Source organism: Streptomyces sp. NPDC091371 (assembly GCF_040684275.1).
In the GTDB taxonomy this organism is placed as follows: Bacteria; Actinomycetota; Actinomycetes; order Streptomycetales; family Streptomycetaceae; genus Streptomyces.
In genome coordinates, this window is sequence record NZ_JBFBFP010000017.1 from 112,111 (window position 1) to 132,246 (window position 20,136).

20 protein-coding genes are annotated in these 20,136 nt (G+C 71.7%); 14 read left to right on the forward strand and 6 right to left on the reverse strand.

The genetic code is table 11. The annotated features are described in order from the left end of the window. Positions 1–39 precede the first annotated feature (39 nt). The 10 genes from AB0O21_RS20325 to AB0O21_RS20370 all read left to right on the forward strand — a co-directional run bounded on the left by AB0O21_RS20325 (position 40) and on the right by AB0O21_RS20370 (position 11,021). A complete protein-coding gene (locus tag AB0O21_RS20325) occupies positions 40–1,260 on the forward strand; it encodes a hypothetical protein (protein ID WP_365172522.1) in 1,221 nt (406 codons plus the stop codon). A gap of 137 nt (positions 1,261–1,397) precedes the next feature. After that, positions 1,398–2,642, forward strand: a complete 1,245-nt coding sequence (locus AB0O21_RS20330) for an amidohydrolase (RefSeq protein ID WP_365172560.1) — start codon at positions 1,398–1,400, stop codon at positions 2,640–2,642. A 229-nt stretch (positions 2,643–2,871) separates the two neighbouring features. Then, positions 2,872–3,915: a BMP family ABC transporter substrate-binding protein gene (locus AB0O21_RS20335; RefSeq protein WP_365172523.1), complete on the forward strand. Its 1,044-nt coding sequence runs from the start codon at positions 2,872–2,874 to the stop codon at positions 3,913–3,915. A 109-nt stretch (positions 3,916–4,024) separates the two neighbouring features. Beyond that, complete coding sequence (locus AB0O21_RS20340) at positions 4,025–5,809, forward strand: ABC transporter ATP-binding protein (RefSeq protein WP_365172524.1); 1,785 nt, start codon at positions 4,025–4,027, stop codon at positions 5,807–5,809. Next, a complete protein-coding gene (locus AB0O21_RS20345; RefSeq protein ID WP_365172525.1) occupies positions 5,806–6,921 on the forward strand; it encodes an ABC transporter permease in 1,116 nt (371 codons plus the stop codon). The genes AB0O21_RS20340 and AB0O21_RS20345 overlap by 4 nt, the downstream gene beginning before the upstream one ends. Beyond that, positions 6,918–8,183: an ABC transporter permease gene (locus AB0O21_RS20350; RefSeq protein WP_365172526.1), complete on the forward strand. Its 1,266-nt coding sequence runs from the start codon at positions 6,918–6,920 to the stop codon at positions 8,181–8,183. Before AB0O21_RS20345 ends, AB0O21_RS20350 begins: the two co-directional genes overlap by 4 nt. A 5-nt stretch (positions 8,184–8,188) precedes the next feature. Beyond that, positions 8,189–8,578: a cytidine deaminase gene (locus tag AB0O21_RS20355; protein WP_365172561.1), complete on the forward strand. Its 390-nt coding sequence runs from the start codon at positions 8,189–8,191 to the stop codon at positions 8,576–8,578. A gap of 88 nt (positions 8,579–8,666) precedes the next feature. After that, on the forward strand, positions 8,667–9,944 hold the full coding sequence (locus tag AB0O21_RS20360; protein WP_365172527.1) for a thymidine phosphorylase: 1,278 nt from the start codon (positions 8,667–8,669) through the stop codon (positions 9,942–9,944). A 94-nt stretch (positions 9,945–10,038) separates the two neighbouring features. Continuing rightward, positions 10,039–10,629, forward strand: coding sequence for a Uma2 family endonuclease (locus AB0O21_RS20365; protein WP_365172528.1), 591 nt, complete (start codon positions 10,039–10,041; stop codon positions 10,627–10,629). Between the two features lie 50 nt (positions 10,630–10,679). Further along, positions 10,680–11,021 carry an STAS domain-containing protein gene (locus AB0O21_RS20370; RefSeq protein WP_365172529.1) on the forward strand — a complete coding sequence of 114 codons (342 nt, stop codon included), beginning with the start codon at positions 10,680–10,682 and terminating at the stop codon, positions 11,019–11,021. Here AB0O21_RS20370 and AB0O21_RS20375 read toward each other — a convergent pair. The 3 genes from AB0O21_RS20375 to AB0O21_RS20385 form a co-directional block, all read right to left on the reverse strand. Beyond that, positions 10,917–11,918: a sigma-70 family RNA polymerase sigma factor gene (locus AB0O21_RS20375; protein WP_365172530.1), complete on the reverse strand. Its 1,002-nt coding sequence runs from the start codon at positions 11,916–11,918 to the stop codon at positions 10,917–10,919. The two genes, AB0O21_RS20370 and AB0O21_RS20375, sit on opposite strands and share 105 nt — an antisense overlap. Before the next feature lie 74 nt (positions 11,919–11,992). Further along, a complete protein-coding gene (locus AB0O21_RS20380; protein WP_365172531.1) occupies positions 11,993–12,358 on the reverse strand; it encodes a hypothetical protein in 366 nt (121 codons plus the stop codon). A 35-nt stretch (positions 12,359–12,393) separates the two neighbouring features. Then, a complete protein-coding gene (locus AB0O21_RS20385; RefSeq protein WP_365172532.1) occupies positions 12,394–13,692 on the reverse strand; it encodes an MFS transporter in 1,299 nt (432 codons plus the stop codon). Between the two features lie 98 nt (positions 13,693–13,790). Between AB0O21_RS20385 and AB0O21_RS20390 the strand changes: the two genes are divergently transcribed. Together AB0O21_RS20390 and AB0O21_RS20395 are read left to right on the forward strand one after the other, a co-directional pair. Continuing rightward, entirely contained in the window at positions 13,791–14,732 is a 942-nt protein-coding gene (locus tag AB0O21_RS20390; RefSeq protein ID WP_365172533.1) for a LysR family transcriptional regulator, read from the forward strand. An 85-nt stretch (positions 14,733–14,817) separates the two neighbouring features. After that, positions 14,818–15,858, forward strand: coding sequence for a hypothetical protein (locus AB0O21_RS20395; protein ID WP_365172534.1), 1,041 nt, complete (start codon positions 14,818–14,820; stop codon positions 15,856–15,858). Between the two features lie 7 nt (positions 15,859–15,865). Here AB0O21_RS20395 and AB0O21_RS20400 read toward each other — a convergent pair whose 3' ends face one another. After that, positions 15,866–16,927: a helix-turn-helix transcriptional regulator gene (locus AB0O21_RS20400; RefSeq protein ID WP_365172535.1), complete on the reverse strand. Its 1,062-nt coding sequence runs from the start codon at positions 16,925–16,927 to the stop codon at positions 15,866–15,868. A 279-nt stretch (positions 16,928–17,206) separates the two neighbouring features. On the opposite strand from AB0O21_RS20400, the gene AB0O21_RS20405 reads away from it, so the two are divergent. Further along, positions 17,207–17,647: a hypothetical protein gene (locus AB0O21_RS20405; RefSeq protein ID WP_365172536.1), complete on the forward strand. Its 441-nt coding sequence runs from the start codon at positions 17,207–17,209 to the stop codon at positions 17,645–17,647. Here the strand turns inward: AB0O21_RS20405 and AB0O21_RS20410 are convergent. Next, entirely contained in the window at positions 17,623–17,994 is a 372-nt protein-coding gene (locus AB0O21_RS20410) for a cupin domain-containing protein (RefSeq protein ID WP_365172537.1), read from the reverse strand. The two genes, AB0O21_RS20405 and AB0O21_RS20410, sit on opposite strands and share 25 nt — an antisense overlap. 72 nt (positions 17,995–18,066) lie before the next feature. Continuing rightward, complete coding sequence (locus AB0O21_RS20415) at positions 18,067–18,789, reverse strand: alpha/beta hydrolase (RefSeq protein WP_365172538.1); 723 nt, start codon at positions 18,787–18,789, stop codon at positions 18,067–18,069. A gap of 114 nt (positions 18,790–18,903) precedes the next feature. Between AB0O21_RS20415 and AB0O21_RS20420 the strand changes: the two genes are divergently transcribed. Continuing rightward, positions 18,904–20,052, forward strand: a complete 1,149-nt coding sequence (locus AB0O21_RS20420; RefSeq protein WP_365172539.1) for an adenosine deaminase — start codon at positions 18,904–18,906, stop codon at positions 20,050–20,052. The last annotated feature ends 84 nt before the right edge of the window (positions 20,053–20,136 follow it).

Sequence of the window (20,136 nt, forward strand, 5' to 3'; positions counted from 1 at the left end):
TCCGTGTACGAGGTTCCGCCCCCTGACGAGGAGTACGTGGTGCCCGCTTCAGCCTCCACCCTGGCGTTCGTCGAGAGCCCGGTCCAACTCCTGAACGTGCTGGAGTGGGCGCATGCGCGGGGTACCGCCCCGGAGGGCGGCCGCCTCCTCGCGGCCATCCCCAACCAGTCGACCCGGGCCGGCACGGCGGCGTCCGAGCCGATGCTCGCGCCCGCGCCCGCGCCCGCGCGCGCGCCCACACCCGCACCCGGACCGGCCGCGGCCCCCGTACGGGGCGAGGCGGGCCTGCGGATCGTCGTACTGCCGCCCACCGACCCCATGTCCCGCGGTCAGCTGCGCCGGATGGCGGCGCTGGCCCGGGACGAGGGGCACGAGGTCCGCTGGCAGGAGGCGCGCGGCGGCCGCCTCGCGCCCTTCAAGGCGCTCGCGGCGCTCGCCCACGACGTCCGTGCCGCCCGCACGGTCGTCGTCGGCGACCCGTTCTCCCGGTACGTGCAGCTGCTGCTCACCCTCGTACGGGCCGAGGAGCTCGTGGTGGTCGACGACGGCACCGCCACGATGGAGTTCGTCGCCCAGACCGCCCGCGGCGAGCGCCTCGTCCGCTGGCACCGCGTCGGCGGCGGCGGACTGCCCGCCCGGGTGAAGGAGCTCGTGTACGCGCCGGTCTCGTCGACCGCCCGGCGCCGCTTCGCACCGGCCGAGGGCAGCGGCCGCACCGTCGAGGTGTTCAGCTCGATGCCCGTCACCCCGCACGGCGGCATGACCCTGCGGGTCAACGACTTCGCCTGGACCCGGGCCCGGTTCGGCCCGCCGCGCCTGACCAAGGGCACCGACCTGGTCGGCACCTCCCTGGTGGAGACCGGCGTGGTGGACCCGGGCCGCTACCTGGACGCCGTACGCACCCTGACCCGGGAGCACGGCGCCACCCGCTACTTCGCCCACCGCCGGGAGTCCCCGGAGAAGCTCCGCGCGCTGAGCGAGGCCACCGGGCTGGAAATCGTACGGCCGGACCTGCCGCTGGAGCTGATCGCCCGCCGCGGCCCGGTCGGCCGGACCATCCTCAGCTTCCCCTCCACGGTCGTGCACACGCTGCCGTTCGCGCTGGCCGGGACCGGGGTCACCGTGGCCGTATGCGATGTGGACCCCGACTGGCTGACGGGCACCGCCTCGCCGCGGGCCCGCGGGTTCCTCGCCGGGGTCACCGACACGGCCCGCGACGTACACAGACTTCCTGCTCAGGCGGCCCCGGCGGCCGGATGAGCGTGCGAGTGTACCCGCGAGCCCTGCCGGTCATGCGTCCAGAGGCCGGGTTTCTTTCCCCTAACGGCATGAACTTTTGTGGATCCCCAGCCAGTTGACCCATCCGTGCGCCTAGGCTTCAACGGGTGAACCAGTTGATGTCCCGCGAGTCCCAGACCGCCCAGCCCGCCGCGTCCGACCGCCCCGAGCTGCCCGGCAAGCTTCCGGACCACCTGCGTGCCGAACTGATCGCCTTCCGCCGGGACTTGCACATGCACCCCGAGCTCGGGCACCAGGAATTCCGGACCACGGCGGCCATCAAGGCCCGACTGGAGAAAGCCGGCCTGCGACCACGGGTCCTGAAGTCCGGCACGGGCCTCATCTGTGACGTCGGCACCTGGGACGGCGTACGTCCCATGCTGGCGCTGCGCGCGGACATCGACGCCCTGCCCATCCCGGACGCCAAGACGCACGTCTCGTACCGCTCGACCTTCCCGGACCGCGCCCACGCCTGCGGCCACGACGTGCACACCGCCGTCGTCCTCGGCGCCGGCCTGGTCCTCGCCGAACTCGACCGCACGGGCCTGCTGCCCCGCCCCGTGCGGCTGCTCTTCCAGCCCGCCGAGGAAGTGCTCCCGGGCGGCGCCACCGACGCCATCGAGTCCGGGGTCCTGGACGGCGTGGGCAAGATCCTCGCCGTGCACTGCGACCCCCGGGTCGACGCCGGGAAGATCGGGCTGCGGCCCGGCCCCATCACCTCGGCCTGCGACCGGCTGGAGGTCACCCTCTCCGGCTCCGGCGGACACACGGCCCGCCCGCACCTGACCACCGACCTGGTGACGGCGGCCGCCCGGGTGGCCGTCGACGTACCGGCGCTGCTGTCCCGCCGGATGGACGCCCGCTCGGGCATGTCCGTCACCTGGGGCCGGATCGAGGCCGGGCACGCCTGCAACGTCATCCCGATGCACGCCGAGCTGTCCGGGACCGTCCGGTGCCTCGACCTGGGTGCCTGGCACGAGGCCCCGGACATGATCCACGCCGCGATCGACGAGGTCGCGACCATGCACGGGGCGAAGTTCGAGATCAACCACGTGCGGGGCGTCCCGCCGGTGGTCAACGACCCGGTGATCACCGAACTGCTCCGCGAGGCGATGACGGCCCGCCGCGGCGCCGACTCGGTCGAGGACACGGAGCAGAGCCTGGGCGGGGAGGACTTCTCCTGGTACCTGGAGCACGTTCCCGGCGCCATGGCCCGCCTGGGGGTCCGCACCCCGGGCGACCTCGCCAAGCGCGACCTGCACCGCGGCGACTTCGACGTGGACGAGTCCGCGATCGCCGTCGGCGTGGAGTTCTTCACGGCCGCGGTGCTCCTCGACGGACGGCGCACCAGGCCGTCCAGGTAAAAGCTGAACCAAGATTCGTACCTCATCCGCGAGTCTTCCTGCGGTCGCGTCCAGCCCTTGGTACACAAGGGCTGTGCGCGTGACCGGTTACCAATCGGTCACTGTCTGGTTCGCGACGATCCGATAACGACTCATGAACGGCCCTTTAACTGACATCTACGCGCGTTACGATCGCCGCGAAACCAGCGCCGGTCGTGGCGCTTCGGTCAGGTTTTGAAGGAGCCTCCCCTTGCGCCGGATCACCAGGATCGCCACCGTGGGCATCGCGTCCGCGGCGCTGGCCCTCTCGGCCACCGCCTGTGGCGGAAAGAAGTCGTCGGACTCCGACTCCAAGGAGCCCAGCGCCGCCATCGCGTACGACATCGGCGGCCGCGGCGACCAGTCGTTCAACGACGCCGCTTACGCCGGCCTGCAGAAGGCCGAGTCGGAGCTGAAGATCAAGGGCGCCGAGGCGGAGCCCACCGACGGCGAGGGCGAGGCCGACAAGGTCCAGCGCCTCACCGAGCTGGCCCGCAAGGGCAACAACCCGGTCATCGGCGTCGGCTTCGCCTACGCCCCGGCCATCGCCAAGGTCGCGCCGAAGTTCCCGAACACCACGTTCGGCCTCATCGACGACCTCTCGGTGACCGACAAGAACATCGCCAACCTGGTCTTCAACGAGGAGCAGGGCTCCTACCTGGCCGGCGTCGCCGCCGCCAAGGTGACCAAGAGCGGCACCGTCGGCTTCATCGGCGGCGTGGAGACCCCGCTGATCAAGAAGTTCGAGGCGGGCTTCATCCAGGGTGTCCAGGACACCAACCCCAGCGCCAAGGTGCTCACCCAGTACCTGACCCAGCCGCCGGACTTCACCGGTTTCGCCAAGCCCGACCTCGGCAAGGCCGCTGCCCAGGGCCAGCTCGCCAAGGGTGCGGACGTGGTCTACGCCGCGGCCGGCGGCGCCGGCGCCGGTGCCATCGAGGCGACCGCCACGGCCGGCAAGTGGGCCATCGGTGTCGACTCCGACCAGTACAACCAGGCCGGTCTGTCCAAGTACAAGGACAAGATCCTGACCTCGGTCACCAAGGACGTCGCGGACTCCGTCTTCAACCTGATCAAGTCGGTCAAGGACGGCAAGCCGCAGTCCGGTGAGGTCCGTTACGGTCTGGCCACGGACGGCGTCGGCCTGGCCGACTCCAACCCGGAGTACAAGAACATGGCCGATGTCATCGCGGCGGTCGAGAAGGCCAAGGCCGACATCATCGCCAAGAAGATCACCGTCAAGACCGCGCCGTAAGGCAGACTCTGACGAGTAGTCGTGGTCTCCGGGGTCCTGGAAGCGGTCTCTACCGCTCCCGGGCCCCGGGCCTCGTTCTACGACCGATACAGGTGACCAGTCGGCCTCCATGGCCGCAAGTTTTCACTTCCGACAGTGCTACGCGCGTAGAAGCATCGTGGACGCGATACTTTCTCTCCCCGCCCTGTCCCCCTGCCTCCCGCTCCTTCCGCGCCAAGGAGAGTGCGTCATCAACGCGTCCAGCCCCCCTCTCGCCGTAGAGCTACACGGCATCACCAAGCGCTTCCCCGGAGTCGTCGCCAACAAGGACATCGCGATCAGCGTCCGCAAGGGCACGGTCCATGCCTTGATCGGCGAGAACGGCGCCGGCAAGTCGACCCTGATGAAGATCCTCTACGGCATGCAGAAGCCGGACGAGGGCACCATCGCCGTCGACGGGGAGCAGGTCTCCTTCCACAGCCCCGGCGATGCCATCGCCCGCGGCATCGGCATGGTGCACCAGCACTTCATGCTCGCCGACAACCTCACCGTCCTGGAGAACGTGGTCCTCGGCGGCGAGAAGCTCTACGGCATCGGCGCCAAGGCCCGTAAGAAGATCAAGGAGATCTCGGACGCGTACGGCCTCGGCGTACGCCCCGACGCACTGGTCGAGGACCTCGGTGTCGCCGACCGGCAGCGCGTGGAGATCCTCAAGGTCCTCTACCGCGGCGCGAAGATCCTCATCCTCGACGAGCCGACCGCCGTGCTCGTGCCGCAGGAGGTGGACGCACTCTTCGACAACCTGCGCGAGCTCAAGGCCGAGGGTCTGACCGTCATCTTCATCTCGCACAAGCTGGGCGAGGTCCTGAAGGTCGCCGACGACATCACCGTCATCCGGCGCGGCACCACGGTCGGCACCGCCGACCCGAAGACCGCCACCACCAAGCAGCTCGCCGAGCTGATGGTCGGCGCGGAGCTGCCCTCGCCGGAGACCCGCGAGTCGACCGTGACGGACGTTCCGATGCTGAAGGTGACGGGCCTGACCCTGGCCGCGGCCGAGTCCGTCGTCGCCGAGCCGGAGGTCCTGGTACCGGCGGCACCCGCGGACTCCGCGACCCACGAGAGGGCTGAAGCCGGCCGGTTCCTGCTGAACGACATCAGCTTCACCATCCACAAGGGCGAGATCCTCGGCATCGCCGGTGTTGAGGGCAACGGCCAGACCGAACTGATCGAAGCCCTCATGGGCATGGTGTCCGCCGACGCGGGCGTGATCACGCTGGACGGCAAGGACATCACCAAGGACCCGGTGCGCACGCGCCGCGTCGCCGGCATCGGGTACATCCCCGAGGACCGCCACCGCCACGGCCTGCTGCTGGAGTCCCCGCTGTGGGAGAACCGCATCCTGGGGCACGTCACCGAGGCGCCCAACTCCAAGCGCGGCATCCTCGACCCGAAGGCGGCCCGCAAGGACACCGAGCGGATCGTGCGCGAGTACGACGTCCGCACGCCCGGCATCGAGGTCACCGCGGCCTCGCTCTCCGGCGGCAACCAGCAGAAGCTGATCGTCGGCCGCGAGATGAGCCACAACCCGAAGTTCCTGATCGCCGCCCACCCCACCCGCGGTGTGGACGTCGGTGCGCAGACGCAGATCTGGGACGCGATCCGCGAGGCCCGCCGCGAAGGCCTGGCCGTGCTGCTGATCTCCGCCGACCTGGACGAGCTGATCGGCCTGTCCGACACCCTGCGCGTCATCTACCGCGGCCGCCTGGTCGCGGACGCCGACCCCGCGACCGTCACCCCCGAGGACCTCGGCACCGCCATGACAGGCGCCGCCACCGGGCACCTGGAAGCAACCGACAACCACTCCGACGGCGCCGACGCGGGCGCCGATTCCCCGGAGGACGAGGGCCGATGAAGAAATTTGACAGGGACCGGCTGCTCCTCGGCTTCGCCGGGCCGGCACTCGCGCTGGTCACCGCCTTCCTGCTGACCATGGCCGTGCTCGCGGCCACGGGTGTGAACCCGATCGAGCCGCTGCGCATCATGGCGGAGAGCGCCAGTTATGAGGACGTACAGGTCCTCATCGTGAACCAGGCCGGCACGTACTACCTGGCGGCCCTGGCCGTGGCCATCGGCTTCCGGATGAACCTCTTCAACATCGGTGTCGACGGCCAGTACCGCCTCGCGGCGATGCTGTCCGCGGTCGTCGGTGCGGCCGTCACCCTGCCGGGCCCGCTGCAGATCCTGCTGATCGTGGTCGTCGCGATGCTGGTCGGCGCCTTCTGGGCCGGTATCGCCGGTGTCCTCAAGGCCAAGCGGGGGGTCAGCGAGGTCGTCTCCACGATCATGCTGAACGCCATCGCGACCAGCCTGATCGCCTGGATGATCCTGCCGAAGAACCTCGGTGTCCAGCCGCCCGGCTCCAACACCCTGACCACCGGCGAGATCCCCGAGTCCGGCTGGTTCCCGGCGCTGTCGCTGGGTGACGGCCTGGAGATCTACGGCTTCACCTTCGTGGCCTTCGCCCTCGGCGTCGTCTACTGGTTCGTCCTCAACCGCACCCGGTTCGGCTTCGACCTGCGCGCCACCGGCGCCAGCGAGTCCGCGGCGCAGGCCTCGGGCGTCGACGCCAAGAAGATGATCATCACCTCGATGCTGATCTCCGGCGCCGTCGCGGGCCTCTCCGGCATGTCGGTGCTGCTGGGCGAGAGCCACACCTACAGCCTGTCCTTCCCGGTCGGCGTCGGCTTCACCGGCATCACCATCGCCCTGCTCGGCCGCAACAACCCGGTCGGCATCTTCTTCGCCGCGTTCCTGATGGCCTTCATCGACAAGGCCTCGGCCTCGCTCGACACCGAGGGCTACGCGAAGGAGATCGGCACGATCATGAAGGGCCTGATCGTGATCGCGGTCGTCGTCTCGTACGAGCTCGTCCGCCGCTACGGCATCCGCCGCCAGCAGCAGAAGGTCGGCGAAGAACTGGCCGCGGGCCACGCCATCAAGACCGAGAAGGAGGTCGCGGCGTGAGCACCAGCACCGTTTCCGCGACGGCCGCCGCCCCGAAGAAGTCCGGCGGCCGCAAGAAGCTCACCCTGCCCTGGATCATGCTGATCATCGCGGGCGGCCTCGCGCTGGTCTCGCTGGTCCGCCTGATCAGCGGCGCGGAGGACCTGACCTCCGTCGGCCAGGTCTCCGGCGCCCTCTCGCTCGCCGTGCCCATCGGCCTCGCCGGCCTCGGCGGCCTGTGGGCCGAGCGCGCGGGCGTCGTCAACATCGGCCTCGAAGGCATGATGATCCTCGGCACCTGGTTCGGTGCCTGGGCCGGCTACCAGTGGGGCCCCTGGACCGGCGTCATCGCCGGCGTCGCGGGCGGCGCCATCGGCGGCCTGCTGCACGCGATCATCACGGTCACCTTCAACGTCAACCACATCGTCTCCGGTGTGGCCGTCAACATCCTGGCGCTGGGCTTCACCCAGTACCTGTCGAACTTCACGTTCGCCGACGCGCCCGGCGGCTCCTCCAAGCAGTCGCCGCAGGTCGAGCCGATCTACAAGGTCACGGTGCCGTGGCTCTCGGACTGGATGGCCGACATCCAGGCCAAGGGCTGGTTCTTCATCTCGGACCTCGCCGGCGTCATCGGCGGCCTGATCACCGAGATCTCGCTGCTGACGATCCTCGCCCTGCTGCTGATCCCGGGCACCTGGTGGGTGCTGTGGCGGACCACCTTCGGTCTGCGGCTGCGCTCCTGCGGTGAGAACCCCACCGCCGCGGAGTCCCTGGGCGTCAACGTCTACAAGTACAAGTACATCGCCGTGATCGTCTCGGGCGCCCTCGCCGGCCTCGGCGGCGCGTTCCTGTCGATCGTCGCCAGCCCCATCTACCAGGAGGGGCAGACCGGCGGCCGCGGCTACATCGGCCTCGCCGCGATGATCTTCGGCAACTGGATGCCGGGCGGCATGGCGCTGGGCGCGGGCCTCTTCGGCTACATCGACAGCCTCAAGCTGCGCGGCGGCGCCGAGAACGTCCACGCGATGCTGCTGCTGATCGCGATCATCCTCGTGCTCGTCTGCGCCTGGCAGCTGTACAAGAAGAAGTACATCCAGGCGGGCGTCTCCGCGGCCTTCGCGGCGCTGCTCTTCGTCTGGTACGCGCTCACCGACTCGGTGCCGAGCCAGTTCGTGGACGCGGCCCCGTACCTGACCACGCTGCTGGTGCTCGCACTGTCGGCACAGCGCCTGCGGATGCCCAAGGCGGACGGCCTGCCGTACCGCAAGGGCGAGGGCAAGTGACGACGGTGCCCACCGTCGACTGGGAGGCCCTGCGCCAGGCGGCCCGGGACGCGATGTCCCGGGCGTACGCCCCGTACTCGGGCTTCCCGGTCGGCGTCGCGGCGCTCGTCGACGACGGCCGGACCGTCGTCGGCTGCAACGTCGAGAACGCGAGCTACGGCCTCAGCCTGTGCGCCGAGTGCGGCCTGGTCTCCTCCCTCCAGGCCACCGGCGGCGGCCGGCTGACGCACTTCACCTGCGTGGACGGCAGGGGCGAGATCCTCGTCCCGTGCGGCCGCTGCCGACAGCTCCTCTTCGAATTCGGCGGACCGGACCTGCTGGTGGAAACCCCGAAAGGGGTCCTCCCGCTGGCGGAGATGCTGCCGCAGGCCTTCGGGCCCGACCACTTGAGATAACCGTGCCGACGGCCCTCCACCCCCTGGGCGGAGGGCCGTCGTACTTCCGCTGAACCCCTCTCTCTATGCGCGTAGAAGGAAGCACCACATGGACGTCATCTCCGTCATCCGGACCAAGCGGGACCGCGGCGAGCTGAGCCCCGAGCAGATCGACTGGGTCATCGACGCGTACACGCGCGGTGTCGTCGCCGACGAGCAGATGTCGGCGCTGGCGATGGCCATCCTGCTCAACGGCATGAACCGCACCGAGATCGCCCGCTGGACCGCCGCGATGATCGCCTCCGGTGAGCGCATGAACTTCGACGCCCTCTCCCGCCCGACCGCCGACAAGCACTCCACCGGCGGCGTCGGCGACAAGATCACCCTGCCGCTGGCCCCCCTGGTCGCCGCTTGCGGCGCGGCCGTCCCGCAGCTCTCCGGCCGCGGCCTCGGCCACACCGGCGGCACCCTCGACAAGCTGGAGTCCATCCCCGGCTGGCGCGCGCTGCTGTCCAACGAGGAGATGATGCACGTCCTGGACACCACGGGCGCGGTCATCTGCGCGGCCGGCGACGGCCTGGCCCCGGCGGACAAGAAGCTCTACGCCCTGCGCGACGTCACGGGCACCGTGGAGGCCATCCCGCTCATCGCCTCCTCGATCATGTCCAAGAAGATCGCCGAGGGCACGGGCTCGCTCGTCCTGGACGTGAAGGTCGGCACCGGCGCCTTCATGAAGAACATCGAGGACGCCCGCGAACTGGCCCGCACCATGGTCGGCCTCGGCACCGACTCGGGCGTCAAGACGGTCGCCCTGCTCACCGACATGTCCACCCCGCTCGGCCTGACGGCCGGCAACGCCCTCGAAGTCCGCGAGTCGGTCGAGGTCCTGGCCGGCGGCGGCCCCGCGGACGTCGTCGAGCTGACCATCGCCCTGGCCAAGGAGATGCTGGACGCGGCGGGCATCAAGGACGCCGACCCGGCGAAGGCCCTCGCCGACGGCTCCGCGATGGACCACTGGCGCCGGATGATCGCCGCCCAGGGCGGCGACCCGGACGCGACCCTGCCGGTGGCACGCGAGCAGCACGTGGTCACCGCCCCCGCCTCGGGCGTCCTGACCCGCCTGGACGCCTACGCGGTCGGCGTCGCCGCCTGGCGCCTGGGCGCGGGCCGCGCCCGCAAGGAGGACCCGGTGCAGGCGGGAGCCGGCATCGAGCTGCACGCGAAGCCGGGCGACACGGTCACGGCGGGCCGGCCGCTGATGACCCTGCACACGGACACCCCGGAGAAGTTCGAGTACGCCCTGTCCTCCCTGGAGGGCGGCTACGACATCGCCCCGGCGGGCACGGCCTTCTCCGCCACGCCGATCGTGCTGGACCGCATCGCCTGACCTGCGGCTTCTCATTCGGGTGAACGGGACCGGTAGACCCTTGCCGGTCCCGTTCGGCATGCTGGGATCGGTGTCGAAGCGATAGGAGCACACCATGAGCGCACTCGCAGTCGAGCACCAGCCATCGCGCGGTGACGACTGGGACTCGGTGGTCCGCCTCTGGGAGGAGATGGACGTGCCGAAGGGCTGCAAGGTGGAGATCATCGAGGGGATCGTCACCGTGGCACCACCGCCCGCCAACGCCCACAACTTGATCGCGGTGTCGCTGCAGCGGCGCCTGTACACCGCGATCCCTGACGACTGGGAGGTCTTCCAGACCCTCAACACAGCCGTTCCGAGCCGCACAGGGCTGTACATCCCGGATCTCGCGGTCGTGCCGAGGGAGGCTGTCCCTGAACGGGACAACTTCGTTCCGGCAGCCGCCGCCGAGCTCGTCGTCGAGATCACCTCGAAGTCGAACGCGGTCCACGACCGCGTCTCCAAGCTCAACGGCTACGCGGCGGCGGGCGTTCCGCTCTACCTCCTGATCGACCCGCACGCGACCGGCAGCCCGACCATCCATCTCTACGGCGAGCCCAGCGACGGCAAGTACCGTGTCCTGCACGCGGGCAAGTTCGGCGAGGCCGTCCACCTCCCCGAGCCGTTCGACCTCACCCTCGACACGTTCGGCTTCCCCCGCCCGTAGGTTTTCACGGCCTGCCGATGAGTTCCGGGGGCCCCGCGAGTCATCCCCGCATGGAGATGATCCGACTCGTGCTGCCCGGACCCGCCCCGACCGCACACGACACCGCGCGCCTGTGCGCCCGCCTGGCCCGGCTGTACGAGGACGGGGCGACGGCGGTGGAGTGCGACGCCGGCGCCGTCACCGCGCCCGGCCTGGCCGCCGTCGAGGTCCTGGCCCGGCTGCGGCTGACCGCCCGAGGTCACGGCCGGGCCCTCACCGTGACCGGCGTCGGGCCCGCCTACCGCGCGCTACTGGACCTCGTGGGCCTCGTCGAGCTGCTCCGGGAGCCCGAAGAGTGGGAACCACCTGGCGGTGTCCAGGAAGGCGTTGAGCCCGACGATCTTGCCGTCTGAGATCTCCAGGACCTGGAGCGCCCACGGCGTGTGGCCCGTTCCCGAGGCGGCCGGGCGGTACTGGCCGAAGGCCGGCATCCCGTTCGCCGTCGTCGGGATCAGGCGCGATCCCTTGCAGCCGATGCCCTGGTTCAGGTGCCACGCCGCGATGTCGGCGTGGCCCTGCAGCCACAGGTCGAACGGCGGCATCGACAGCACCGCGTCCTCATGCAGCAGGGCAGTGAGCCGGGTGATGTCGTACGCCTCGAAGGCCGACAGGTACTGCTCCAGCAGCTTCGCCTGGTCCGCGTCCAGCGGGTCGGCGGCCTCGCTCTCGCGGATCCGGGAGCCGGCCAGCGTGGCCCGGGCCCGCTGGAGGGCGCTGTTCACCGAGGCCACCGTGGTCTCCAGGAGCGCCGCCACCTCGTCGGCCTTCCAGGCCAGCACCTCGCGCAGGATCAGCACCGCCCGCTGCTTCGCCGGCAGGTGCTGCAGCGCCGCGACGAACGCCAGCCGGACGGACTCCTTCGCCAGCGCCATCTCCGCCGGGTCGGCGGTCTGCGGCAGCACCCGCCCGTCCGGCACCGGCTCCAGCCAGGTCACCTCGGGCCGCTCGTTGAGCACGGCGGAGGCCTGGTGCTGCGGGGCGGTCAGGTCCATCGGGCGGGCCCGCTTGTTCCCCGCGTTCAGCAGGTCCAGGCACACGTTCGTGGCGATCCGGTACAGCCACGACCGCAGCGAGGACCGGCCCTCGAACTTCTCGTGGCTGCGCCAGGCCCGGACGTACGTGTCCTGCACGGCGTCCTCGGCATCGAAGGAGGAGCCCAGCATCCGGTAGCAGTAGCCGGTGAGTTCGACGCGGTAGCGGTCCATCGCCGCATCGAGGTCCGTGTCCGTGTCCGTCGCGAGGTCTGTCATGTCCGCCGATCCCCCTGGTAGAACCCGATGCTTCGGAAACTACCGGAGGGGTCTGACAGTCGCAGCCGGAGCAGCTATTTCCCCTCCAGGGCGTCGGCGCGGCGCTCCAGATCCTCGGCGATGTCGTCCCAGCTCGGCCCGTACAGGTGCAGGCTCAGCGCGGCCTCGCGCATCAGGTCCGGCTCGTCGGGCCGCTGGAGCAGGACCAGCCGGTAGGCCAGGTTCCGGACGAAGACGGGCAGGAAGCCGTCCGCGAGGTTCGGGGACAGCTCGCGCAGCATCGCGAGGATCTCGTCCGCGTCGGCGAAGGTCAGCGCCTCCAGGAAGTAGAACTCCTCGTGCAGCCCGAGCTCGCAGTCCACCGGTGCCGGCCGGTACTCGTCGCCGTAGAGGCAGCGGGCGTGCTCCGACAAGTTGTGGGCGTGCGGGGGTGTGTACACGACACCCACCCTACGGGGCAGCGGGCAGCGCCCGCTCAGCGCGCGGCCGCGGCCGCCCGGCCCGCCGCCCCCGCCGGGAGACGCTGCTCGGCACGGGCCGCGCGCGTCCCGTACAGGGTGATCGATACGACGCCCAGCACCGCCAGCAGCGCGATGCCCACCGTCGCCGCCCAGCCCGCCGAGTGGTAGGCGAGGGCGCCCAGGGTGCCGCCCGCGCTGGAGCCCAGGTAGTACGCGGACTGGTAGAGCGCGGAAGCCTGCGCCCGGCCCGTCTTCGCCGTCCGGCTCACCGCCGACGAGGCCACCGCGTGCCCCGCGAAGAAGCCCGCGGTGATCAGGACCAGGCCGAGCAGGATCGCGGCCAGCGATTCGGCCAGCGACAGCAGCAGCCCCAGCGCGGTGGTGGTCACCGCCAGGTACAGCGCGCCGCGCCGCCCCGTCCGCGCCACCAGCCGGCCGGCGGCCGCGGAGGAGACCGTACCGACCAGGTAGATCAGGAAGATCGACCCGATCACGCCCTGCCCGAGCGAGAACGGCTCGTCGACCAGCCGGTAGCCGATGACGGTGTACACCGCGCCGAACACCGTCATGAACAGCGCGCCGATCCCGTACAGCCGCAGCAGCAGCGGATCGCGCAGGTGACCGGCGACGGTACGGCCCACCGCCCGCGGGTTCAGCGACGCCGGCCGGAAGAACCGCGCCCGCGGCAGCAGCACCAGGAACGCCACCGCGCAGACCAGCGACAGCACGGCGACGGCCCCCAGCCCCGCCCGCCAGCCCCACAGCTGCGCGGCCCAGCCGGTGACGAGGCGGCCGCTCATGCCGCCGATGGAGTTGCCCGCCACGAACAGGCCGATCGCGGCGACGAGCGCCTTCGGCTTGACCTCCTCCGCCAGGTACGCCATCGCGGAGGCCGGGATGCCGGCGATCGCCGCGCCCTGGACGGCGCGCAGCGCGACCAGCCACTCCAGGTTCGGCGCCAGGGGGATCAGCAGCGCCACGCCCACGGCCACCACCATGGAGGAGGTCATCATCCGGGTCCGCCCGAAGCGCTCCGACAGCGCGCTCAGCGGCAGTACGAACAGCGCGAGCGCACCGGTGGCCGCGGACACCGTCCAGCTGGCCTGACCCGCCGTCACGCCGAAACCGGCGGAGATCGCGGGCAGCAGGGCCTGGGTGGAGTAGAGGAGGGCGAAGGTCGCCAGTCCGGCGGCGAAGAGCGCGAGGCTCATCCGGCGGTAGCCGGGGCGGCCGGGGAAGTGGGGTTCACGTTCAGGGGACGGCGGGGTGGAGGCACCCGTGGTGACGGGTGCCCCGGTATGAGCGGGAGGCATGCTTCGACGGTAGGCCTGTCTTTTTCATGCGTCCAATGCACAGAATCGCGATAATCGATCCACTCATGCATCAGCACAGCTCAGGGCGGCGCCTGTCAATGAACCGTAACGAAGAAGACGTGTCCGTGACACGTTTGCTGGCGCCTCGCCTCGCGTACTTCGCGGCCGTCGCCCGGCACGAGCACGTCACGCGCGCCGCGCACGAGCTGGGCGTCCCGCAGTCCACCCTGTCCCGGGCGATGGTCCGCCTCGAAGAGGACCTGGGCGTCACGCTGTTCGCCCGCAAGGGCCGCACCGTCGCCCTCACCACGGCCGGCCGCACCTTCCTGGCCTCCGCCGAACAGGCCCTCGACGGCATCGCCCGCGCCGCCGAATCCGTCCAGCAGGACGCCGACCCCGCCTTCGGCAAGGTCGCCTTCGGCTTCCTGCACACCCTGGGCCCCGAGACCGTACCCGGCCTCATCCGCGCCTTCCGCGCCGACCACCCGCGCGTGCGGTTCTCCCTCGTCCAGAACTACGGCGAGGCCATGCTGGAGAAGCTCCGGTCCGGCGAACTCGACCTGTGCCTCACCTCGCCCGTCCCGGACGCCCCCGACCTCGTCGCCCGCCGCCTCGACGAACAGCGCCTGCGCCTGGTCGTCCCCGACGACCACCGCCTCGCCGGCCGCAAGCGCATCCGGCTCGCCGAGGCCGCCGAGGAAACCTTCGTCACCCTGGAGCCGGGCTACGGCCTGCGCCGCATCACCGACGACCTGTGCGCCGAGGCCGGCTTCACCCCCCGGGTCGCCTTCGAGGGCGAGGAGGCCGAAACCCTGCGCGGCCTGGTCGCCGCCGGACTGGGCGTGGCCCTCCTGCCCCCGCCGGCCGTGGCCCGCCCGGGCGTGGTCGAACTGACGGTCACCGCGCCGCGCGCCGTCCGCGAGATCGGCGTCGCCTGGCTGGACGGCCACCCGGACACCCCTCCCGTGGCCGAGTTCAAGCGCTTCCTCCTCTCCCGCCGCGGCCGCCTGATCCCGGACCTGGAGCCGCCCGCCGGGTGAGGGAGCCCCGTGGCCGAAAACCGGTGGACCGCCACGGCCCGGGCCGGGATCATCGCGGGGTCACCGGGGCCGAGGGGGAGCTTGTTTGGACGTGTTCACCTGCGCCGGATGCGGTGCGGAACTGACGGCCCCGGTGGCCCGGATCGCCCTTCCCGTCCACACCGGGTACGGGGCCTGGGAGGAGCTGCACCCGCCGCTGATGGAGCCGGCGACGTACGCCGTCGACCCCCGGCCCTCGGGCCCGCCCTGGCGGTTGTGGGACGAGGTGGGGGAAGCCGAGGCGGCCGCCCGGGGGGTGTACGCGCCGGTGTACTCGGTGTCGTTCGGGGCGCGGGGCCGCATCGCCATCGCGCCGGGCGACTCCCGGAACATGGTCCTCATCCCCGAGAAGTGCGCGGGCTACTGCCGGGGCGTGGACGGCCGCGACGGCCCCAACCTGGCCTGCGCGTCCTGCGGGAGCGAGGTCGCGACCCGGGTGGACGACTGCGGCATGTGGCAGGCGGTGTGGCTGGAGCCCGACGCCGTGCGGCGCGTCCCCTCGGGGCTGCCGGCCCCCGAGCCCGACTGGGAGGAGCTGCTGAGCGAGCCGCTCCCGCCCGTCGAACCCGACGGTTCGTGGAGCCGCCGCTGGGAGGCCGCGCTCGGGGTGGCGATGGCCCACCTGCTGGCGGCCTGCGAGGGCCGGCCGGTGCTCCTGCCCGCCGGCCCCGTCGCGCGGCTGCTCGAGGGCGTCGTCGCCGATTTCCTCCCCGCGGGCCCCTCCGCCCTCTCCCTTGCGCTCGCCGGGCCCGGCATCGCCGCACCCCGGGCAGCCGCGGACATCCTGCTCGTCCCGCGCCACCCGGTGACCGGGGAGCCGTGGCGGCCCCCGTCGGGGGAGGCCGAGGCCGTCCCCCTGGACGCGGGGGTCTGGGCGTACCTCGCCCTCCCCGGGGAGACGTCGCCGATGCCGGCGACCGGACGGCTGCCGGAGGGCGTCCTGCGCGACGACTATCCGCTGCCGCCCCACCTGGGCCGCCGCCTCCAGGCGCACCGCGGCGCCGTCATCGGCACCCTCGTCCGGCTGCCCGCCGTCCGCCGCCCGCGGCTGCGCGCCTACTACGACCGCCACCGGGGGCCGTCCTGAGACCGGGCTAGTCGGGGTCCTCGGGGTCCTGCGGCCCGGTGGACGGTGTGGCGGGCGGGCCCAGCAAGTAGCCCGCCTGGAAGCGGGACTTGGCCCCCACCGCCCGCATGATCTCGGCGATGTGCCGCTGGCACGTCCGCTCCGACATGCCCAGCCGTCGCGCGATCACCTTGTCCTCCAGCCCCTCCGACAGCAGCCGCACGATCGTCCGCCGCAGTTCGTCCGAGATGGAGCGCGCCGCCTCCGGGCTCACCGAGGTCGGGAAGGGCTGCGCGCCCAGCCAGGAGCGCTCGAACGCCGCCGTCATGAAGTGCACGACGTTCGGCTCCCGCACCACCAGCGCCGCGCCGCTCCGGTCCGGCACCGCCATCAGACCCGTGTGGCCGTCGAAGACCAGCATCCGCATCAGCCCGTCGCCCAGCGTCCGCACCTGCGCGCCCAGCGCCGTCACCCGTTCCACGTACGCCGCCGTGGGCCGCGAGTAGCGCGCCGTGTGCTGGTAGATCGTCCGCATCCGGACCCCGCGGGCCAACAGCGACTCGTCCCGCCCGATCGCCTCCTCCAGCGTCTCCAGCGGCCGGCCCCCGCCCGGCTGCGAGGTCAGCAGTTCGCGCTCGCACGCCGCGACCAGCTCCGTGATCAGCCCCCGTACCGCCCCGAGGTCCGTGACCAGCTCCAGGCGCCCCGAGGCGCTCAGGTCCCGGTGGGCGGTCCCGGCCTCGTACGCCGGCACCAGCGCCTCCAGCCGCCCCCGCAGCCGGTCCATCTCGTCGTGGGTCTCCCGTACGAGCAGGGCCAGCGGGGCCAGCGCCCGGGCCGCGGCCGCCCGCGGCGCCACCGCGCTCCAACGCTCGGGGCCGCCGCCGGGGGCCCGCTGGAGCAGGTGCGCGGCGGCCAGCTCGGTGATCGCGGTGGCCGCGCGCACGCCCAGCGCCTCCGCCGCCTCTCCCGCGTCAAAGTCGTGCCGCTCGACGGCGTACGCGTACAGCCGCCGGGCGGCGGGGCTCAGTTCCCCGGCTTCCGCGGCCCCTCCGGGTGCGCCAGCGGCTCCGTTTTCATCGGTCGGCATATGCGTATTCGTCCCTGCATGTCCAGGTCTGTAAACCCCTCGGGTTCCCGCAAGGCGGCAAGACGACGCCCGTCCCGCGCGATTCGGCATATGACGAAGAGGCACAGTGTCAGGACGGCGTGAGGGGGGAGCGCGGTATGCGGCAGCAGGGGACACCCGACGGGGGACGGGGGCCCGTGGCTGTCCTGCTGAGCCCGCGTCCCGCCGTGGTGGCGGCCGCCCGCCGTGCGGGTGCGCACACCGTGGTGGTCGCGCCGGATCCATCGGTGTCATCCGACCGTGAGGGGGCGGAGCGGCAGGTACGGACGGACTGGCGCGACCACCGGCACCTCGTGCCGGCTGCTGCGGCTCGCCCACGGCACCGACGTCCTCGCCCTCGCCCTCGCCGCCGGACTGGGCCTGCCCGACCCGGTGCGCAGCCCGCGCGCCACCCACGCCGGACTGCGGTACGTGGACTTCCCGCCCGGCCCGTTCCCGGGCGGGAACCGTCAGGGGCTGTGCGCCGCCCGCGCCGTCGCGGGGGTGGTCCGCGTGCAGGTGGAGGTCCCGCCGGGCGCGGTGGTCCGCCGCGCGCCGACGGGCGCGCTGCACCATGCGTACGTCCTCGCGACGGCCCCGACGGCGGACGGCCTCGCCCGCACCCTGGACCGGGCGGTCACGCTCCTCGGGGAGCGCCCGCCGGTGCGCCGGACGCGTCAGCCGGACGCGGGCTTCGCGTAGTCGCCGTAGCCGGTCCAGTCGAGCGCCACGCAGGGCTCGTCACCCAGCACCCAGGCGTCGTGCCCCGGCTCGATCTCGATGAAGTCGCCCGGGCCGAGGTCCGCGCTCTCCCCGTCGTCCATGACGACCTTCAGCCGGCCGCTCACGATGTAGCCGGTGTGCGCGGACTGGCAGCTCTCCGTGCCGGCGATCGGCTTGACGTGCAGGGACCAGCGCCAGCCCGGCTCGAAGACGGCGCGGCCGACCGCCCCGCCGTCGGTGTTGAACAGGTCCAGCCTGCCCGTCCCGGCCTCGAACGGCCGGGTCTCGTCCGGCTTGTCGAAGTTCCTGTACTGCAATCCGGCCATGGCTCATCGCCCTCCGGGAGAGGTGCGGCCCCGAGTCCACTCCTCACGGTACGCCCGGGACCCCCGGCCCGCTCATCCCCTCAGGGAGCGCCCGAAGCCGGAGGCCAGCGGCATCCGCAGGCCCAGCGGCGGGGGAGCGGCGAGGGCGTCCGTCACCGGACGCGAGTACCGGCCCGAACCGAGGGCGCCGAGGACGAAGTCCACGCCCAGCGCCACCACTTCCGCCTGGTGCTCGCGCAGTCCGTGCCCGTCCGAATGGACTTCGAACCGGCAGGTAGAACGATTCGCCTTCTTCGCCCGCGCCGCCAGCCGGAAGGAGCTCTCCGGGTCGCTGCGCGCGTCGTTGGTGCCGTGCACGATCATCACCTGCCGCCCGGACAGCTGTTTCACCGGTTCAGGGGAGTCGCCGGCGGCCGCCTCCCCTAACGAAGGGGCCATCACCAGAACGGAGTTGACGGCCTCGTGCCCCGCGGCCCGCAGCGCCGCCAGGCCCCCCGCGTCGTAGCCGGCCAGGCACACCGGCACGTCCCCGTACCGCCGCCCCACCTCGTCCGCGGCCCACCGCGCCTGTTCCTCCCGGGCGGCCCCGCCGCCGTGCACGACGGTGTGCGCCACCAGCCCGTCCGCCGCGCCCGCGCGGGCCAGCGCCCGCGCGAGCGGGCGCAGCGGACCGGGGGAGAATCTGGACGCCCCGGGGAGTAGGAGCACCACACCACTGACCGTCGTTACCGAGCCGTTCGCGCCGGCCGCCCGCCCCAGGCGGGCCCCGCGCGCCGGCGGCGCATGCTGTGCCATGGCGGAACACTCTCAGACCCGGAGATGTACGCCATCCGTCCGCGCGGTCACTGTTACATATCGGCGGCCCCGGTCGGCACCCAGCTCTACGCGCGTAGGAGCTAGAGTGCGCAGATGACGAGCGAGACCCCTACCCTGCCGACCCCGGATCAGATCCGCCGCTCCCCGAAGGTGCTCCTGCACGATCACCTCGACGGTGGACTGCGCCCCGGGACCATCATCGAGCTGGCCCACGCGGTCGGCTACGAGAACCTCCCCGAGACCGACGCCGACAAGCTCGGCATCTGGTTCCGCGAAGCCGCCGACTCCGGCTCGCTGCCGCGCTACCTGGAGACCTTCGCGCACACCTGCGCGGTCATGCAGACCAAGGAGGCCCTCTACCGGGTCGCCGCGGAATGCGCCGAGGACCTGGCCGAGGACGGCGTCGTGTACGCCGAGATCCGCTACGCCCCCGAGCAGCACCTGGAGAAGGGGCTGACCCTCGAAGAGGTCGTGGAGGCCGTGAACGAGGGCTTCCGCGAGGGCGAGCGCCGCGCGAAGGCCAACGGCCACCGCATCCGCGTCGGCGCCCTGCTGACCGCGATGCGCCACGCCGCCCGCGCCCTGGAGATCGCGGAGCTGGCCAACCGCTACCGCGACAACGGCGTGGTCGGCTTCGACATCGCCGGCGCCGAGGCCGGGTTCCCTCCCACCCGCCACCTCGACGCCTTCGAGTACCTCAAGCGCGAGAACAACCACTTCACGATCCACGCGGGCGAGGCCTTCGGCCTGCCGTCGATCTGGCAGGCCCTGCAGTGGTGCGGCGCCGACCGCCTCGGCCACGGCGTGCGGATCATCGACGACATCGAGGTCGCCGACGACGGCTCCGTGACGCTGGGCCGGCTGGCCTCGTACGTCCGGGACAAGCGCATCCCCCTGGAGATGTGCCCGACCTCGAACCTGCAGACGGCCGCGGCCGCCTCGTACGCCGAGCACCCGATCGGTCTGCTGCGGAAGCTGCACTTCAGGCTCACGGTCAACACCGACAACCGCCTGATGAGCGGTACCAGCATGAGCCGCGAGTTCGAGCACCTGGTCGACACCTTCGGCTATTCGCTGGACGACATGCAGTGGTTCACCGTCAATGCGATGAAGTCCGCGTTCATTCCTTTCGATGAACGACTGGCCATGATCAACGAAGTGATCAAGCCGGGTTACGCGGAGCTGAAGTCGGAGTGGCTCTTCCAGCAGACGGCGTCCACCAGCGGTTCCGTCTCGGCGTAGGCCATGGCATGACGGACTGAAAGCGCCCGGGAGGAGCAATTCCCGGGCGCTTTCTCGTATTTAAGGATGTTTGCGGGCGGGGGT

What these genes read in the sequence shown, in the direction of transcription:
- AB0O21_RS20330 (WP_365172560.1), top strand. Translation starts at nt 1,398, where the DNA reads ATGTCCCGCGAGTCCCAGACCGCCCAGCCCGCCGCGTCCGACCGCCCC.
- AB0O21_RS20340 (WP_365172524.1), top strand. Translation starts at nt 4,025, where the DNA reads ATGGCCGCAAGTTTTCACTTCCGACAGTGCTACGCGCGTAGAAGCATC.
- AB0O21_RS20345 (WP_365172525.1), top strand. Translation starts at nt 5,806, where the DNA reads ATGAAGAAATTTGACAGGGACCGGCTGCTCCTCGGCTTCGCCGGGCCG.
- AB0O21_RS20360 (WP_365172527.1), top strand. Translation starts at nt 8,667, where the DNA reads ATGGACGTCATCTCCGTCATCCGGACCAAGCGGGACCGCGGCGAGCTG.
- AB0O21_RS20365 (WP_365172528.1), top strand. Translation starts at nt 10,039, where the DNA reads ATGAGCGCACTCGCAGTCGAGCACCAGCCATCGCGCGGTGACGACTGG.
- AB0O21_RS20370 (WP_365172529.1), top strand. Translation starts at nt 10,680, where the DNA reads ATGGAGATGATCCGACTCGTGCTGCCCGGACCCGCCCCGACCGCACAC.
- AB0O21_RS20375 (WP_365172530.1), bottom strand. Translation starts at nt 11,918, where the DNA reads ATGACAGACCTCGCGACGGACACGGACACGGACCTCGATGCGGCGATG.
- AB0O21_RS20385 (WP_365172532.1), bottom strand. Translation starts at nt 13,692, where the DNA reads ATGCCTCCCGCTCATACCGGGGCACCCGTCACCACGGGTGCCTCCACC.
- AB0O21_RS20390 (WP_365172533.1), top strand. Translation starts at nt 13,791, where the DNA reads ATGAACCGTAACGAAGAAGACGTGTCCGTGACACGTTTGCTGGCGCCT.
- AB0O21_RS20400 (WP_365172535.1), bottom strand. Translation starts at nt 16,927, where the DNA reads ATGCCGACCGATGAAAACGGAGCCGCTGGCGCACCCGGAGGGGCCGCG.
- AB0O21_RS20410 (WP_365172537.1), bottom strand. Translation starts at nt 17,994, where the DNA reads ATGGCCGGATTGCAGTACAGGAACTTCGACAAGCCGGACGAGACCCGG.
- AB0O21_RS20415 (WP_365172538.1), bottom strand. Translation starts at nt 18,789, where the DNA reads ATGGCACAGCATGCGCCGCCGGCGCGCGGGGCCCGCCTGGGGCGGGCG.
- AB0O21_RS20420 (WP_365172539.1), top strand. Translation starts at nt 18,904, where the DNA reads ATGACGAGCGAGACCCCTACCCTGCCGACCCCGGATCAGATCCGCCGC.